At 58.2% G+C, this 14,600-nt stretch carries 12 protein-coding genes; 6 read left to right on the plus strand and 6 right to left on the minus strand.

From position 1 onward, the window contains the following. Nucleotides 1–133: 133 nt before the first annotated feature. The 3 genes from B9Z01_RS12495 to B9Z01_RS12505 are packed head-to-tail and all read left to right on the plus strand — an operon-like array spanning nt 134 to nt 3,568. Nucleotides 134–1,756, plus strand: coding sequence for a recombinase family protein (locus tag B9Z01_RS12495; protein WP_085483316.1), 1,623 nt, complete (start codon nt 134–136; stop codon nt 1,754–1,756). Continuing rightward, nucleotides 1,695–2,606 (plus strand): ParB/RepB/Spo0J family partition protein, encoded by a 912-nt coding sequence (locus B9Z01_RS12500; protein WP_085483318.1) that lies wholly within the window; start codon nt 1,695–1,697, stop codon nt 2,604–2,606. The genes B9Z01_RS12495 and B9Z01_RS12500 overlap by 62 nt, the downstream gene beginning before the upstream one ends. Continuing rightward, nucleotides 2,594–3,568: a plasmid partitioning protein RepB C-terminal domain-containing protein gene (locus B9Z01_RS12505; protein ID WP_085483320.1), complete on the plus strand. Its 975-nt coding sequence runs from the start codon at nt 2,594–2,596 to the stop codon at nt 3,566–3,568. Before B9Z01_RS12500 ends, B9Z01_RS12505 begins: the two co-directional genes overlap by 13 nt. A 53-nt stretch (nt 3,569–3,621) precedes the next feature. Here B9Z01_RS12505 and B9Z01_RS12510 read toward each other — a convergent pair whose 3' ends face one another. Further along, nucleotides 3,622–4,581, minus strand: coding sequence for an SOS response-associated peptidase family protein (locus B9Z01_RS12510; RefSeq protein ID WP_085483322.1), 960 nt, complete (start codon nt 4,579–4,581; stop codon nt 3,622–3,624). Between the two features lie 144 nt (nt 4,582–4,725). Here B9Z01_RS12510 and B9Z01_RS12515 point away from each other — a divergent pair, with 144 nt between their 5' ends. Further along, complete coding sequence (locus B9Z01_RS12515; protein ID WP_085483324.1) at nt 4,726–5,115, plus strand: response regulator; 390 nt, start codon at nt 4,726–4,728, stop codon at nt 5,113–5,115. Nucleotides 5,116–5,221: 106 nt separating this feature from the next. Here B9Z01_RS12515 and B9Z01_RS12520 read toward each other — a convergent pair whose 3' ends face one another. The 5 genes from B9Z01_RS12520 to imuA all read right to left on the minus strand — a co-directional run bounded on the left by B9Z01_RS12520 (nt 5,222) and on the right by imuA (nt 13,335). Further along, nucleotides 5,222–6,055: a class I SAM-dependent methyltransferase gene (locus B9Z01_RS12520; RefSeq protein ID WP_420814661.1), complete on the minus strand. Its 834-nt coding sequence runs from the start codon at nt 6,053–6,055 to the stop codon at nt 5,222–5,224. 390 nt (nt 6,056–6,445) lie between these two features. Next, nucleotides 6,446–7,267, minus strand: a complete 822-nt coding sequence (locus tag B9Z01_RS12525) for a hypothetical protein (protein WP_085483326.1) — start codon at nt 7,265–7,267, stop codon at nt 6,446–6,448. 805 nt (nt 7,268–8,072) lie between these two features. Beyond that, nucleotides 8,073–11,222: an error-prone DNA polymerase gene (locus tag B9Z01_RS12530; protein ID WP_085483328.1), complete on the minus strand. Its 3,150-nt coding sequence runs from the start codon at nt 11,220–11,222 to the stop codon at nt 8,073–8,075. Between the two features lie 6 nt (nt 11,223–11,228). Then, entirely contained in the window at nt 11,229–12,698 is a 1,470-nt protein-coding gene (locus B9Z01_RS12535) for a Y-family DNA polymerase (RefSeq protein WP_208625967.1), read from the minus strand. Further along, a complete protein-coding gene (gene imuA / locus B9Z01_RS12540) occupies nt 12,628–13,335 on the minus strand; it encodes a translesion DNA synthesis-associated protein ImuA (protein ID WP_064265610.1) in 708 nt (235 codons plus the stop codon). Before imuA ends, B9Z01_RS12535 begins: the two co-directional genes overlap by 71 nt. Before the next feature lie 87 nt (nt 13,336–13,422). Here imuA and B9Z01_RS12545 point away from each other — a divergent pair, with 87 nt between their 5' ends. Beyond that, nucleotides 13,423–13,737, plus strand: a complete 315-nt coding sequence (locus B9Z01_RS12545; RefSeq protein ID WP_064265611.1) for a hypothetical protein — start codon at nt 13,423–13,425, stop codon at nt 13,735–13,737. Between the two features lie 346 nt (nt 13,738–14,083). After that, nucleotides 14,084–14,302: a hypothetical protein gene (locus B9Z01_RS36190; RefSeq protein ID WP_064265612.1), complete on the plus strand. Its 219-nt coding sequence runs from the start codon at nt 14,084–14,086 to the stop codon at nt 14,300–14,302. The last annotated feature ends 298 nt before the right edge of the window (nt 14,303–14,600 follow it).

Below are 14,600 nucleotides of genomic sequence, written 5' to 3' on the forward strand. Positions count from 1 at the left end.
TGAGTCCACTTGGCGCACCAGTGGGTCACGCGGTTGAGACCCTAACTCAAACGTTGGCGCGCCGACATCTATCTTCCTTGACTTGGGCGACCACAGACCTATCACTAATTACCACGCAAGACAGGAGACGCGAATGCCGCAAGCGGATGGAATATTGACGTCCCTTGCTGGCAGGCTCGCAGCGCAATATGTGCGGATGTCTACGGACTACCAGCAGTACTCAACCGAAAACCAGAAGCTGGCTATCGCTGAGTTCGCCGCAATACAGGGAATATCCATCATCGCCACGTACGAGGACGCAGGGAAAAGCGGTGTGACACTCAAAGGCAGACCAGCTCTGCTCCAGCTACTTCAGGATGCGCAGGCTCCTACACATGCCTTCAGCCTAGTGCTTGTGTACGACGTCAGTCGTTGGGGCCGCTTTCAGGATACCGATGAGAGTGCACACTACGAATACCTGTGCCGGCAGGCCGGCGTACAGGTTGTGTATTGCGCAGAAATCTTCTCGTACGACGGCGGCGCTGTGGCGACGTTGATGAAAACGCTCAAGCGCGCGATGGCCGGAGAATACAGTCGTGAGCTATCCCGCAAGGTTTTCATCGGCCAATACAGACTTGCTGAGCGAGGTTTTTGGCAAGGTGCGGCTCCGGGATATGGCCTGCAGCGAATACTGGTCGACTCGGATGGGAATGTCAAAGGCCCTCTGCACCATCGGGAGCAAAAATGCATCCAGACAGACAGAGTTATCGTGATTCCTGGTGACGAACGCGAAGTGGCGCTTGTGCGTCGCATGTACGATTGGTACGTTAGTCAGCGAGTTGGGTGCAAACGGATTGCGGACCGGCTCAACGCTTTCGGAATGTGCAATGCTAACGGTCGTCCGTGGAGGGCGCAAAACATTACCGGCATTCTGAGCGGTGAAAAATATGTGGGTACAAATGTCTACGCCAGGACATCCAAGAAGCTCAATGCTAACTGGCATAAGAATCCGCCTGCCGAGTGGGCTCGTTCAGAGGGCGCGTTTCCACCTCTAGTTGACCGAGTGATGTTCGACGCCGCTGAGAGAATCCGGGCGAACAGGACACAGAACCTCAGCGACGATGAGATTCTGAAAAGATTGAGCGACTTTGTGCACTCCGCTGATGTTGTGAGCACCGAGGAAATCGACAAGGCCCGGACACTACCCTCAGGAAAAACTTATTCCCTACGATTCGGCGGCATCAGGAACGCGTACGCGCTAATCGGATACGAGCCGACTTATCACATCGTGGGTCCTGAAGTCTTTCGGGCCTCAAGGGCCGCCCAGCGAGAATGTATGGGTAAGACCATCAGCGCCCTGACGGGTCTGGGCCACCGCGTGGACATCTCCGCGGACGAAACTACCATTCGTGTAGATGATGAACTGGTCATCAGATTCGCCGTTCGCCCGATTCTCTATTATGACCGTCATCGCCCGCGCTGGGGAGTTCGTTGGCCAACCTACTCGTCGCCCGACCTTCTCGTCATATTGAGATTGGACTCCGCGTTCAAGACTCCAATTGATTTTTATATTTTTCCTCGAGGCAGTCTAGTGCCCGGTTACGATTTCTCGCTGTCCATCCGCAGCGGCAGTAGCGAACCTTTCGAAATGTTCCGGTTCCCCGACGAGAGGATTCTGCTTGAACTGACAGCGCGGACTCGCATGGAGGCATTCGATGGAAGCCAATCCCCTCATTCCAATCGCAGACATCCAGATTCGCCAGATTCGGGTACTTAATCCCCGGACCCGCAGCAGGCGTCAAAAGCAGGCGCTTATCGACAGCATTGCGGCGGTGGGGTTGAAAAAACCGATAACCGTAAGCCATCGGGCGTGCTCCGACGATACGGCTGCGTTCGACCTGGTTTGCGGCCAGGGTCGACTCGAAGCAGTCCAGGCTCTCGGCCATGACACCATTCCCGCACACGTTATCGACAGCGCTGAAGATGAGTCTCTCCTTAAAAGTCTCGTCGAAAATATCGCGAGACGGAACCATTCCACCATGGAGTTACTCAGGGACATTCAAAGCCTCAGGACAATCGGGTACACGGACAACCTCATTGCAGAGAAGGTAGGCTTGTCTGTAGCTTATCTGGAAAGCCTGATGTTTCTCCTCGACCGTGGGGAAGAGCGGCTTATAGCAGCCGTCGAGGCCGGGAGCATCCCCATAGCTATCGCGATGCAAATCGCGCGCGCCGATGACACAGAGGTGCAATGCGCACTGGTTGACGCTTACGAAGACGGGACGTTGAAAGGGCGACAGCTTGCGGTTGTCCGTAAACTGCTTGACCGCCGCAACAGGTCAGGAGGCAAGATGCTGCCTGTTTTTAAAGGAACTGGCGCCCCTCGGTCTCGCGAACTGGCTCCCGAGCAGTTACGTCGACTGTATATGCGGGAAAGTGACCGGCAAAGGGTGCTTGCAAAGAAAGTCGAGGTTACACACGCGCAGTTGCTGTTCATTGTTCATGCCCTGCGTCAGCTGATGCGCGAAGAAGGCTTCGTCGGCCTTCTCGAACGGGAGGGGCTCACAACGCTTCCTCGCGTACTCGACCAGCGTATCAGGGCGGAGGCACAATCATGGTCCAGATAACAGGGCAGCCCCTCAAGGCCGCATTTGAGCGCCAGCCGATAATGCTACAGCTGGATGCGTTGGTTTCATCACGGCACCTGCCCAACAATGTCACTTCGAGCAGGAAGTTCCTGCAGATTCTGGCATCCATCTCTACTGTTGGTCTTGTCGAACCTGTAGTTGTGGCGCGCATCGCAGATGACGAAAGCAGGTTCCGGATTCTCGATGGTCGGTTGAGAGTGGAAGCTGTTCGTCGCCTGAATTCCACAGAGGTCTTGTGTCTTGTCGCGACTGACGATGAAGCGTACACCTACAACAAGCATATAAGCCGACTGACATCGGAGCAGGACGCGCGCATGATTGCCAAAGCAATCGAACGTGGCGTTCCACGAGAGCGGATTGCCCTGGTACTGGGAGTCGACATCAACACTGTGAAGCGCCGGGCGGAGCTGCTGGACGGAATATCCCGCGAGGCGGCGACCTTGCTCGCAGACAAAGCCTGTCCGGCGACGACCTTCAATACCCTGAAGCGAATGAAGCCACTACGGCAGTTGCAGGCGGTGGAGCTCATGTGCGGCCAGGGAAATTTCACTTCCGCTTTCGCACGTGCCATTGTGGCCGCGACACCGCCGGACCAACTCGAACAGAATCCCGGTACTCGAAAAAAATCAGAAACCGAGATGATGACGCAGCTCGCCAACCTCGAACGCGAACTGGCTACGCTCCAGGCTACGGTGGCGCAAACTGATGAGAGGTATGGCATAGAACACCTACATCTCACGGTATCGGCAGCGTACGTGGCGACGCTTGTGAACAATGAGCATGTGTCTCACTGGCTCAACGAGCGGCATCCCGATTTTGCTGCCCAGTTCGAGACTATTGGCAAGGACGCGCGTGACGCCCGTTCTGCGTCCAGCTCAAGCAGCCCAGGGGCCAAGAGCTTCCGGCGCGTTGGAGGTGATACTGTTCAACCACCTCGCTAGTCCACGTTGCACGGGCGCTGAGCGCGAGGTGTAATCGAGGTCCGGGCGAGCGGTCACGCAGCTAGCCGGTGCTCGTAGTATGGGCGGTCCCTGTCATCAAGTATTGCGTACAAGGCCGCCAAGTCGGACGCATCCGGGTTTAACCATGCATCAATGTTTTCCGACTTGATAGGAATAATGCACCGGTCATGTCCCGCTGCAGCAATTTCGGGGGGCGGCTCATCTGTTATGGCAGCAAAAGACAGGAGGTCCGGCTCACCGGGCGCGCTCCAGCGCGACCATAAACAGGCAACAAGCATGTCATGCGCAGGGTTCGGTCGGAACTCTAAAATAACGTTCTCGTCTTTCTCATTTTCAGCAAGCTCACGTCCTTCCATCTTGGCGCGGCTGACGTTCTCGTAAAACGCGCTGGCTACCAGGATGCCGTGTGAGCAGCCAAAAAGCGGCTTCCAAAAACCCTCGAGATTATCGATGCGTGCCATGTATGTTCCCGGATATTTGTCGTCAAAAGCGGCCGGTCTTCCAGCAATGCGGCATTGGTAGCGCATGGGCTTAATGACGCGTTGACCATCTTCCATCACCATGACCGGCGCATAGTGCCCGGGAAAAATGCGCGAATCGCGCGGCTGGGGCTCCGCCCGTTGGATGTCCTCGAGTTTGCCGAGTGTCCACGCGATTTTGTCGGTGGCAATTCGTTGGCTTTCGGTGGCCGCCTTCGTGACCTTCGTTTGTAGCGTGCGTTCTGCGTCGGCCAGTCGCTTGCGCTGTTTAAAGAGGTCCTGCTCGAACTTCGACGTCTGTTGGGCGTTAAACTCATCGATGAGCGCTTTGATTTCGCGCTCCTCTTCCGATGTCGGATTCAGGAATGCGTCATCCATCCCTTTTGGTATCTTTGCCTTGCTGCCCTCTGCGCGCTCAAAGTACAGCTGGGCGAACTCCCGAAGGCTCATGTGAGCGCCGAACATTCGTACGTATTTCCGGTAGTCCGCCAGAATTTGAGCCGAGTAGCACATAGACGCCTCCATTTCCTGCTCCCATGATACGCATTCTCCGAAGTAAGGAGAGCTCAACGGGTATGCGACTTGGATGACGGACCGCATGAAACTTTAGCTAGCATTTAGTTGCCAAAGGACAAGTGGTAGCTCGGACATTTGGATATGACAAGCGTGCTGCTGGTTGATGACGACGCGGAAACCCTTGCGGCATGGGAGGCGAACTGCATCGCAGACGGATTTGAAGTCAAAAGTGCGAGCGACGGCCAATCAGCATTGGCATTGTTCATCGAATCCCCTGTCGATATTGTGGTCGCCGACTGGCGCATGCCGGTGATGTCGGGGAGCGAACTCTGTCACCGATTGCGCACTCTCCCGGGCTTGGCCGACGTTGCTTTCATATTGGTCTCCGGAGAACCTAGCCCGCCGGCCTTCATTAGTTACGATGGGTTCCTTCGAAAGCCCGTAGATGGCGCAATGTTACTGGCCACAATGCGACGGCTACTGGCGGACAAAGTCGAGCATCGACAGCTACAACGCGGTGGAGCAACGTAGTTAAAATGCAGGCTTTGCGTCCAGACGGGGACGCTCGCCAAACACCCCGAGATGCTCGGAGTGTTCCGGTTAGCGCATTCATGAGTATCGCTTTACACACGACCATTCAGGGCTTCCTCGCAGAGGCGAGAACACACGGCATTGGTACCTGAAACTCCTCATCGTTGCGATACGCAGTTGCGATTTCCATGACGGCCTTCTCAATCAGAGCGAAGGCGTCCGGCGTTTGGGCTTTCAGGACTGCCGCTATGCGCACTCCGCCGCGCATCAGCGCGTGCAGGGGCGTTTCCGGCGCACGAATATGCCATGTCTGGTCTACTTGACGGACGTGCTGCTCTACGAAGCCCGCGTCGAGCAGCACCCGCTCGCATTCACACCAGTTGCTGAAACGGAAAAATGGAGGTCCTTCGGGAAGCCCCACGTCCAACTGACCGTGCGCTTCGATTGCCTTGAGCACCATGCCAAGTCCGATGGCCTTATCGGCCGCAGCCCAAACGGTAAACGCCACCCTGCCGCCAGGCCGGAGCATACGAAAGGTCTCAGCGAGCGCCTTCTCGGGACGCGCGAAATGGAAAAGCCCAAAACTGATGCCTACGGCGTCGAAACTCCCGTCCGCAAACGGAAGGTCTTCCGCACTGCCGACTCGGAATGTGAGCGATGGGTAAAGGCCTCTTGCGTATTCAACCATCGCCTCGGCGACATCGACGCCCGTTACATCGGCCCCTCGTTGCGCAGCAGCGGCGGCAAGGTAGCCCGGGCCCGAAGCGACGTCGAGAAAGCGTGAGTCTGGTCGGACATCAAACGCATCGAGCAGTGCGCCGTGCGATTGGCCGGTCAGGCTCGCGTAGTACGCGTGGTACGGCTGGGCGAGTCTCTCCCAGCCTTGGTGCTCGAAAGCATTGAATACATCTTCTTCCATTTCTGCATCCCCTTGGTCCATTGCACTATGGGATAACGTCAGGGATTTCAGTGTGGTGCCGTCTGTGAGCCACCACTTCCTCTGCCTGCGGTGTGCGTGACGGGACAGCGGAAATGGGCACGACCGCCGCCCAATCCGTCAGGTTCCTGTCGCTCGTCAGTCAACGTGCTCTGCAGAGGACGCGTCCGACTTATTTGTGTTCGGCAGGTCAACCCGCCCGTAACTTGCCAGCAACGGCCCCGCTCACTGCCTTGAGCAACCCACTGAGTGGAGACGGAAAGGGGCGCGCTCATTTCGGTGACTCTCATCGCTGGTGGCGTGCTTGCGCGTCCTCACCTCAATGGGGTGCCTCTCGCTCGGGCGGCATGTCCTCTCTGAACGCATGGCTTGCTGCCCCGGTTATCGGCCGATTTACCCGCCCATCGTGACGAGGAGCGTGACGTCCATCGGGATAGTCACCGCCTTGTGGCCCAGCACGCCCTTAGGAATATTGAACGTGCCGCCATAGTGAATCGTATGTGCACCGGGAGGCAACTGAAGCATCAGGAAGTAACCGTCTCCCACTGACGTGCCACTGCCGCCGACCGTATTAAAAATCCAAGGCGTAGGAGCGGTAAACGTGAACTGGCCGGTCGTCGTCCGATAAGCCGTTACATTGGCGACCGGGACACCGTCGATGGTGACGAACAGGTCCTGAATGTAATTAGCGAACTGCTGGGCAATCGCCAGTTGGCCCGCCGCCGTAGTCGCAAAGAATGGCGGGGCATCCAACGACGACGCCTCGATATCGAGCGTGGTTAGAAAGATGGCTTTGCCAGCCGGGATAATCGTCGCCGATTGGTTGCACACTACTGTTGCCTCCGGCGCAGACCAGAACCAGACATCCCCGCTTTGGCCCGCCGAGATGGGACGATTGTTACAGTCGTTAAACGGATGCGGCAGGGTCGGGTCATTGACTGGCAATGCCAAGGCCCATTGCCAGAATGCCGCCTCCCACAGAGGATACGTTTTCCCCTCGAAGGTCTCGTTCGGCGGGACAATTTGAGTACTGGTTACCGCCGCCTTGGTGACAGAGTTATTGGCCACCGACGCAGGCGCCGCGCCGTCACTGCCGCCACCACCGCAGGCGGCTAACGCCGTCGCAAGAGACACGAGGATTGCGGATATCCCTAACACTTTCCTGACGGACGCCGCCGCGGCAGCGCCGTCATGCTTTTCAACCTGGTCATTCATGATGGTCTCCAGCAGGGTTGAACTTACGCCGGTTCGAACCGCACGGACGATGCCCCAAAACAAATTCGCACTCCGCGGAGGCGCTGATGCTCCGGGCGATTCGCGGACGTACGCGAGAGCGACGCCAGCAAAGCCCAGTTCAGGAACAGCGGGCAGCGGAAAATGAACGGGTCGGGGAGCCTGTACTCTTTCATCCAATACACAACTTCATCGACGGTGTCTCGAGGAGACTTGCGGACATACAACGAACCGCAAATTCGAGATGGCAAAGCCCTCCACCATCAGCGCGAGGGTAAAGACCTACCGAACCGGCCGACTGGCCGGGAATATGAGTCATGTCGTCGGTGATTCGATGCGAGATTGCCTCGACCGGGTCCGGCGTAATGAACGAGAGAAGTGCGTCACCAGGCTGGTTTTGAGGGCTTGGTGTTGGCAGATGGGCGCCCAGGAGTTGCGCGGAAGTCTGCCTTTGGTGACTTTATGAGTCGGCAACGACGTGAAGGTAGTGTTGCACGATTTGTTATAGCCAAGGGGTGGAAGGAATACAAGACCAGAACGAGATACCTTTCCGCCTTCCGCTGGTGAGAGGTGGCGCGAAAGACCGTGTCAACTTCGACACAAGCATTCGATAACGCAATTCATGCAATCACGTTGGCCCGACTTCTGGGCGAGACGACGACTCAATCAGGCGCGGGGATTGGAGCAAGTCACTACTCTCGCTCCGCCCGGGATGCGGCACAGGTCGCATATTCACCGGTCGATTGCTTTGCGCCGATTCGTCTGCAGTTAGAGGTTTGACGTCTCTTCAATGGAAGTTCCTGCTGACCGACGGCAGCTCGCCGAGCAGGTATGACATATCAATGAGGCGTTGCGCGACAAGGTGCCGTACTTCACCTTCACACTGCCATACACCGAGCACACCAAGTAACGATGCGCCAAGGACTTCCTTACGCTGTTGCTCAAGCACTTTGGGCCAAATGATGACGTTGACGTTACCGGTCTCATCTTCGATGGTAATAAAGATGACGCCCTTCGCCGTCTCTGGCCGTTGACGCACGGTGACGATGCCACAGGCACGGGCCAGGCGACCGTTCCGATAAGTCTGCAGCGTTGAGGCCGGCATCAGTTTGTTGGCAAGCAGTTGGGGGCGCAGTAGCGCAAGAGGGTGTCGTCCAAGTGTTAGCCCCGTCGACCGGTAGTCACCGACGATATCTTCCGCTTCGGAGGGCGCACCCAGTTCTGGTGTTTCGTCTTCAACCTTCGCAACCGATAACATGTCTTTGTCAGGCACTGAAGCGACTGACTGCCACAGCGCTTCGCGTCGATTGCCGGCAAGAGATGACAGTGCGTTCGCCGCTGCAAGCACCTGCAGGTCGTGACGGTCCAACTGAGCGCGTCTCGCGAGGTCGCCCACTGTCGTGAACTGTCGCACGGCTCGTGCATTTTCAATACGCTCCGCGGCTCCGTCCCGCATACCTCGGAGCAGCGACAAACCTAACCTGACGGCAGGCTTCCCGGCACCGTCTGTGTGCTCAAGCGATGAGTCCCAGCCACTTATCGTGACGTCCACCGGCAGTACCTGGACTCCGTGCCGCTTCGCATCCTGCACGAGTTGCGATGGCGAGTAAAAACCCATCGGCTGGGAATTCAACATCGCAGCGAGAAATGCTTCCGGCTCGTGACGCTTTAGCCAACTGCTTGCGTACACCAGCAGCGCGAAGCTGGCGGCATGGCTTTCTGGAAAACCGTACTCGCCGAAGCCGAGAATTTGCTGAAAGATGCCATCCGCGAATGTCTTGTCGTACCCGCGCTCGAGCATGCCGTTCACGATGCGGTCGTAGTATTTATCCAGACCACCTTTCCGCCGCCACGCGGCCATGGCACGTCTTAACTGGTCGGCCTCGCCGGCAGTGAAGCCAGCTGCGAGGATGGCAACTTGCATCACCTGTTCCTGAAAAATCGGAACGCCCAACGTGCGGCCCAATGCGGTCTCAAGCGCCTTGCTGGGGTAAGTCACCGGCTCGAATCCCTGTCGGCGCTGCAGATACGGGTGAACGGCGCCACCCTGAATTGGTCCCGGGCGAACAATCGCAACCTCGATAACCAGGTCATAGAACGTGCGGGGCTTCAGTCGTGGCAGCATCGACATCTGCGCACGCGACTCTATCTGAAACACACCGACGGTATCCGCGGCCGAAATCATCTCGTACGTCTTCGGGTCCTCTGCCGGAATGTCCTGCATTTCAAAGCGCTCACCGCGCTGGTCTGATACTAGGTCCAGCGTGCGACGAATTGCTGACAGCATCCCGAGTGCCAGCACGTCAATTTTGAGTAGCCCCAGCGATTCGAGGTCATCCTTGTCCCACTCGATGACCGACCTGTCCACCATCGCAGCGTTCTCAACCGGCACGAGGCGTGTAAGTTTTCCCCGGCTGATAACAAACCCGCCGGAGTGTTGGGACAGATGTCGCGGGAAGCCAAGCAACTGCGACGCGAGAGATGCCCAGGCCTGAATCAGCGGCGTTTCCGCGTTGAGGCCGGACTCCGTAAAGCGTTTGAGAAGGTCCTGTTTGCCATCAAACCATTGATGCCCCTTGGCCACAGCATCGACAATTTGCGGGTCAACGCCCAACGCCTTGCCAGTTTCGCGAAGAGCGCCGCGGGGTCGATACGTCGAAACGGCGGCGGCAATCGCAGCCCGGTCTCGACCGTATTTTTTGTAGATGTACTGTATGACTTCTTCGCGCCGTTGGTGCTCAAAATCGACGTCAATGTCCGGCGGTTCACCACGCTCTTTAGAGATAAAGCGTTCGAAAAGCATGCTGCCACGTGCAGGGTCGACCTCGGTAATGCCGAGGCAGTAGCAGACTGCAGAATTGGCAGCCGAGCCACGGCCCTGGCAAAGGATATGCTGGCTGCGAGCAAAGTGGACGATGTCATAGACGGTCAGGAAGTACGGCTCATATTGCAGGTCCGCAATCAGCTCGAGTTCGTGCTCAATCTGCTCCTGAACGTTATGCGGGATGCCTGAAGGGAAACGTCGCTGTGCGCCGACGTATGTCTCCTGCCGCAGGTATGCCGCCGGTGTAAATCCGGGTGGCACCAATTCGTCGGGATACTCGTACCGAAGCTCGTCGAGTGAGAACGTGCAATGCGCGACGATGTTGGTCGTCTCGCTGAGCGCGTACTCCGGATAAAGGTTTGCGAGTCGCAGCCGGGAACGCAGATGCTGCTCCGCATTTGGCGCCAGGTCATATCCGCATTCGTGCACCGGCCTGCCGACGCGAATGGCCGTGAGCGTATCCTGCAATGGCTTGCGCGAGCGCACGTGCATCACGACCTGGCCGAGCGCGACGACTGGGATGCCGTGCATGTCGGCAACGTATTCAATGGCGCCGCGATGGATGTCATCCATCGCCCGCTGATGCAGCACGAGCCCGCACCACGCACGACCGGGAAATGTCTGGTCGAGCCACTCAAGCTGCGCATTGAGTGCATCCTCTTTAGCGGGAAAATCTGGCACCAGTATCGCGAGACAGTTGGGCATGCCGCGCAGGTGACTGTTCTCCCTGTCGGGCCGCGACAGGTCCTGGGGCGTCAGCCGGTACTGGCCTTTGGGTGCACGTGTACGCGCGAGCGTAATCAGCTCGCAAAGGTTCCCGTATCCCTCGCGATTCTGGGCGAGAAGGATGAGGCCGAACGCCGGTGAGCCGTCGGCATTGACGAGCCGGAAGTAGGAGCCGATGACGAGCGGAAGCTTCACTTCCTTGGCCGCAACATGCGCCCGCACGATACCTGCAAGCGAGCATTCGTCAGTTATCGCCAGACCCGAGTAGCCGAGTTGCGCCGCACGCCCGGCCAGTTCCTCTGCATGCGAAGCGCCATGCAGGAAAGAAAAGTTGGAAAAGCAGAACAGCTCGGCGTACGCCGGTAGTGTGGAAAACGTGGAATCCATGGCCTGTCATCCGAAAAGGCCGTGGAGGAACCAGCGCGGCTCTTCTTCTGCATCTCGGCTGCTTACACGCTCACGATATATCCAGAAACAGCTCTGGTCTTCGCCCTGAGCGACAAAATAATCACGCGTCATGAGTTCGCCATCGAACCACCCGCTCTCGATGCGTTCTCCCGGCGACACAAGGCGTAGCGGTGAGCCATAGAATGGTCGGTGCTTCCGCATCAGCAGGCGCACGGGCTTCTCGAGCAGCCATGTTGGCCGTGGAAGTCCCTGCGGAAGCAAAGTGCTTTTCGACGCACTCGCGACAGGCACCCAACGGTTCGCAATCTCTGGACGGTAGTCTGCCGTTGGGGAGGGCTTTAGGACGTTGTCTTCGCCAAGCCTTGCGACCAGAAGTTCGACGAGACGTGCATGGTCCTCTGCGGAGCCACCGGGCTCTGGAAAGAGCGTGTCGGACACTGGCGCTGCTGGTTGCACGTTCAACGCATCAAGTCGCAGTGCGATGACCGGCGCGCTCAGTTCTACGCGGGCAAGCCGCTCTTTGATGAGCCGGACAAGATGGTCCTCGTGCCATGTTGGCTCACCCAGCGCAATCTCGATAGGCGTAGGGTCTATCGCCTGCCTGCCGCGCTCGTGTTCGAGCAGAAGCGTCGCGCCTGTAAGCGCCAGATGCTTCGCACAAAGCCAGCCACAAAGCTGCACAACAAGGCGATGCGCGCCGAAAAGCGCCGCTTCCGCGTGCTCAATGCGGTCGGGCATTTCAATGCGGGCAGAAAACGTTGGAGGCAGTTCCAACCAGTCAAACAGCTCGGGCGCCGTACCGAAAGCGCGGTCCAGCGAATCGAGCAGGTGCTCGCCGCAACGGCGCTGCAGTCCCGCGCGCGGCAGCCGTCGGACATCCGCTATGGTCTCGCAGCCAAGCCCGGTAAACCAGTCGGCGAACGGTCGCACTTCCGGTACTGATAGCAGAGGTAATGCGGACAGTTGCCGTTCGAGCGAGTCGACCTTGAGTACGCGCCGGTTCCGGTGTTTTGCCAGCAGCCATGCGCCTTGCCCAGTGGGCGCGGCACTTATCCGCGCGGTCAGTCCCATGGCTTCGAGTATCGCTTTCGCCTGCCGGCATACAGCGAGCAGTCCACCAAACAGACGCAGGCTTGCGCCGATGTCGACCACGACGACAGCCTCTTCGAGCACAGCGACATCGGGTGAGAACCGCATGAGCGCCACTGCAACTTCGCGTTGCGTGGCATGTTCGCGGCCGAGGTCGCGCTCGTACATCTCTACCTCCGGCGCGAGCGTCAACACACCGCCGCGCTTCATGCCAACCCGCACGCCCGCAGACCTGGCTACCCCGTCAGCGATGAGCACCGTGTCCCTGTCCAGGACCACGCAGCCATGTGCGGGCTCAGGCAGCCACTTTGGCCGGAAGACCTCGAGCTGCAACCGCGATAAGTGGACGGCGAGAAATACGCGCATGGTGCGAAAACAGGACAGGAGTAGGTTGAAGTGGAATGGACAGAGGCGCTGCGCGTGCTGGACCTCGTCGCTTCGTGATGTCGACAGTCAAACCGTCCCGTTCTGGTTTGAGCGCCAGTCTTAAAACCGCTGGGGAAGCGTCCTGTGCGGCTGCCAGCGGGCGGACCATAAAGAAAAGCGTCTCTGAGGCCTGTGCGGCCAGATGCAACCGACGCAGCGAAGAGGTCTGAACGTATTGCGCCCAGAACAGCAATGCCCCGCAACTGCCGGCGCGCAGAATCTGCTCTGCTGCCCACAATGCGTCCGCCGTCTTCGAGGCCCGAATCTGCATCAGTTGCTCTGGCGACAACCCGATGTACTCGAGGCCAAGCCCGTTGGGAATGTGCGGTGGCTGCACCATAGCAACCGGGCGCTTGCCCAGTTCGCTGAGCGCAGGGCGTAGCAGCCGCATTTCACCCACGCCGGCCTGTTGCACCAGCAGGTCCACTAGCGCACCGACCGGCCAACCGCCGCCGGGCAACTCGGCGGAGAGCGCCGGGTAGCCGGTGTCAACGACCCGTCCGCGACCGCGCGCGAGCTGGGACGCCCGCCACAGGGACGGGTGTATCTCTTCAGCCAGAACAGTAGCGGTGGACATGGCGCACTAGAAAACCTGTATATTTATACAGTATCGTACACGCAATTTTGCGACAGTGAACTGACACTTTTAATCGGAGGCTCACCTATGGATGCACGCGTTCGCAAGGTTGGCCATCCGATGCCCGAGCTGGCGGGGTTCATGGCAAAACTGCGCGCTGCTTTTGGCGACGAGGCCATTGATGATGCTGTCAGGCGCGGCAAAGCTGGCGAGCCGACGTTTTATGCCAATGAAAACGGCCGTGCTGTTGGCACGGCAAGTCCGGCGAACGACAATGTCTGGCGCGTCGCCGCTGACATACGGAACCGGCAGTATTGCCCCGGGTGCGATGGCGGATGCGTCGGACAGGGCGTTGGTTGCAAAGAGTGGCTGCAACGACAGGCTGGGAAGGAGAGTTTGTGAAAACAATTGGATTGGCCATACTGATGGCGACATTCGCGCCGGCCGCGTTTGCGGCTGGCGTGTATACCGAGGTTTGGAATCCGCCAGAGGCGCGTGCGGCCGCCCCACACAGGGTCAGTGCTGCGCACAAGCTCCCGGTTCGTCGACGCGTCGTTCCGCATGCGATGAAAGTGCACGCGCGGCGCACGCCGATATCTGCACCCAAGCTCGTGGCGAAGCAACGCAACATACAAAAGGGTCCGCCCGCAATCGAGCCCGATATGTCTGAGATTCCACGGCAGCTCACTCCCGAGGGAAACGTGCTTCGGGTTGATTCTCGTGGCATGTCGCCCGAGGTCACACGTTGATGGAGTCAGAGAGCTATAGCGGCTACACGGTGTGGGGGCACGCAATCCTTCAAGAGGAAGGCATCTTGCAGCCGGAACGGTATGCGGCGAGCGGGACAATCACTACGGGCGGCAAGTTAATAGAAGCATCGGGTGTCCTCGGTCATTTCGATAGAGAAGAAGATGCTCAACATACAGGGCTGGATTGGGCCCGCGCCTGGGTCGATGCATACGGGTGAGATAACTACCTCGTCAGCCATTGCGATGTGCACCGATTTCCTTCCTGTCATCTACTTTCATTTGCCAATCGTCGGGCTCCGTCGTGAAGCATCCGAACGGTTCTTCGCGTCGCTACAAAGAGTCCCATCCAATTATGGCTTTATGTCGAAAGGACTCTTCGATGATACGAATGAGTGAAGACATATCTAGCGAATGATGTTTTAATTTTTCTGGCGGCCATTTTAGACGAATACATCGCTCGCTTCGGTCGAGTGTCAGAGACTGACCAGTCGCGCTGACACGTCATTGAAGGAAGTC

The organism is Paraburkholderia susongensis, from assembly GCF_900177725.1.
GTDB classification, from domain to species: Bacteria; Pseudomonadota; Gammaproteobacteria; order Burkholderiales; family Burkholderiaceae; genus Paraburkholderia; species Paraburkholderia susongensis.

What these genes read in the sequence shown, in the direction of transcription:
- B9Z01_RS12545 (WP_064265611.1), top strand. Translation starts at nt 13,423, where the DNA reads ATGGATGCACGCGTTCGCAAGGTTGGCCATCCGATGCCCGAGCTGGCG.
- B9Z01_RS12535 (WP_208625967.1), bottom strand. Translation starts at nt 12,698, where the DNA reads ATGCGCGTATTTCTCGCCGTCCACTTATCGCGGTTGCAGCTCGAGGTC.
- B9Z01_RS12530 (WP_085483328.1), bottom strand. Translation starts at nt 11,222, where the DNA reads ATGGATTCCACGTTTTCCACACTACCGGCGTACGCCGAGCTGTTCTGC.
- B9Z01_RS12510 (WP_085483322.1), bottom strand. Translation starts at nt 4,581, where the DNA reads ATGTGCTACTCGGCTCAAATTCTGGCGGACTACCGGAAATACGTACGA.
- B9Z01_RS12525 (WP_085483326.1), bottom strand. Translation starts at nt 7,267, where the DNA reads ATGAATGACCAGGTTGAAAAGCATGACGGCGCTGCCGCGGCGGCGTCC.
- B9Z01_RS12495 (WP_085483316.1), top strand. Translation starts at nt 134, where the DNA reads ATGCCGCAAGCGGATGGAATATTGACGTCCCTTGCTGGCAGGCTCGCA.
- imuA (WP_064265610.1), bottom strand. Translation starts at nt 13,335, where the DNA reads ATGTCCACCGCTACTGTTCTGGCTGAAGAGATACACCCGTCCCTGTGG.
- B9Z01_RS12500 (WP_085483318.1), top strand. Translation starts at nt 1,695, where the DNA reads ATGGAAGCCAATCCCCTCATTCCAATCGCAGACATCCAGATTCGCCAG.
- B9Z01_RS12515 (WP_085483324.1), top strand. Translation starts at nt 4,726, where the DNA reads ATGACAAGCGTGCTGCTGGTTGATGACGACGCGGAAACCCTTGCGGCA.
- B9Z01_RS12520 (WP_420814661.1), bottom strand. Translation starts at nt 6,055, where the DNA reads ATGGACCAAGGGGATGCAGAAATGGAAGAAGATGTATTCAATGCTTTC.
- B9Z01_RS12505 (WP_085483320.1), top strand. Translation starts at nt 2,594, where the DNA reads ATGGTCCAGATAACAGGGCAGCCCCTCAAGGCCGCATTTGAGCGCCAG.
- B9Z01_RS36190 (WP_064265612.1), top strand. Translation starts at nt 14,084, where the DNA reads ATGGAGTCAGAGAGCTATAGCGGCTACACGGTGTGGGGGCACGCAATC.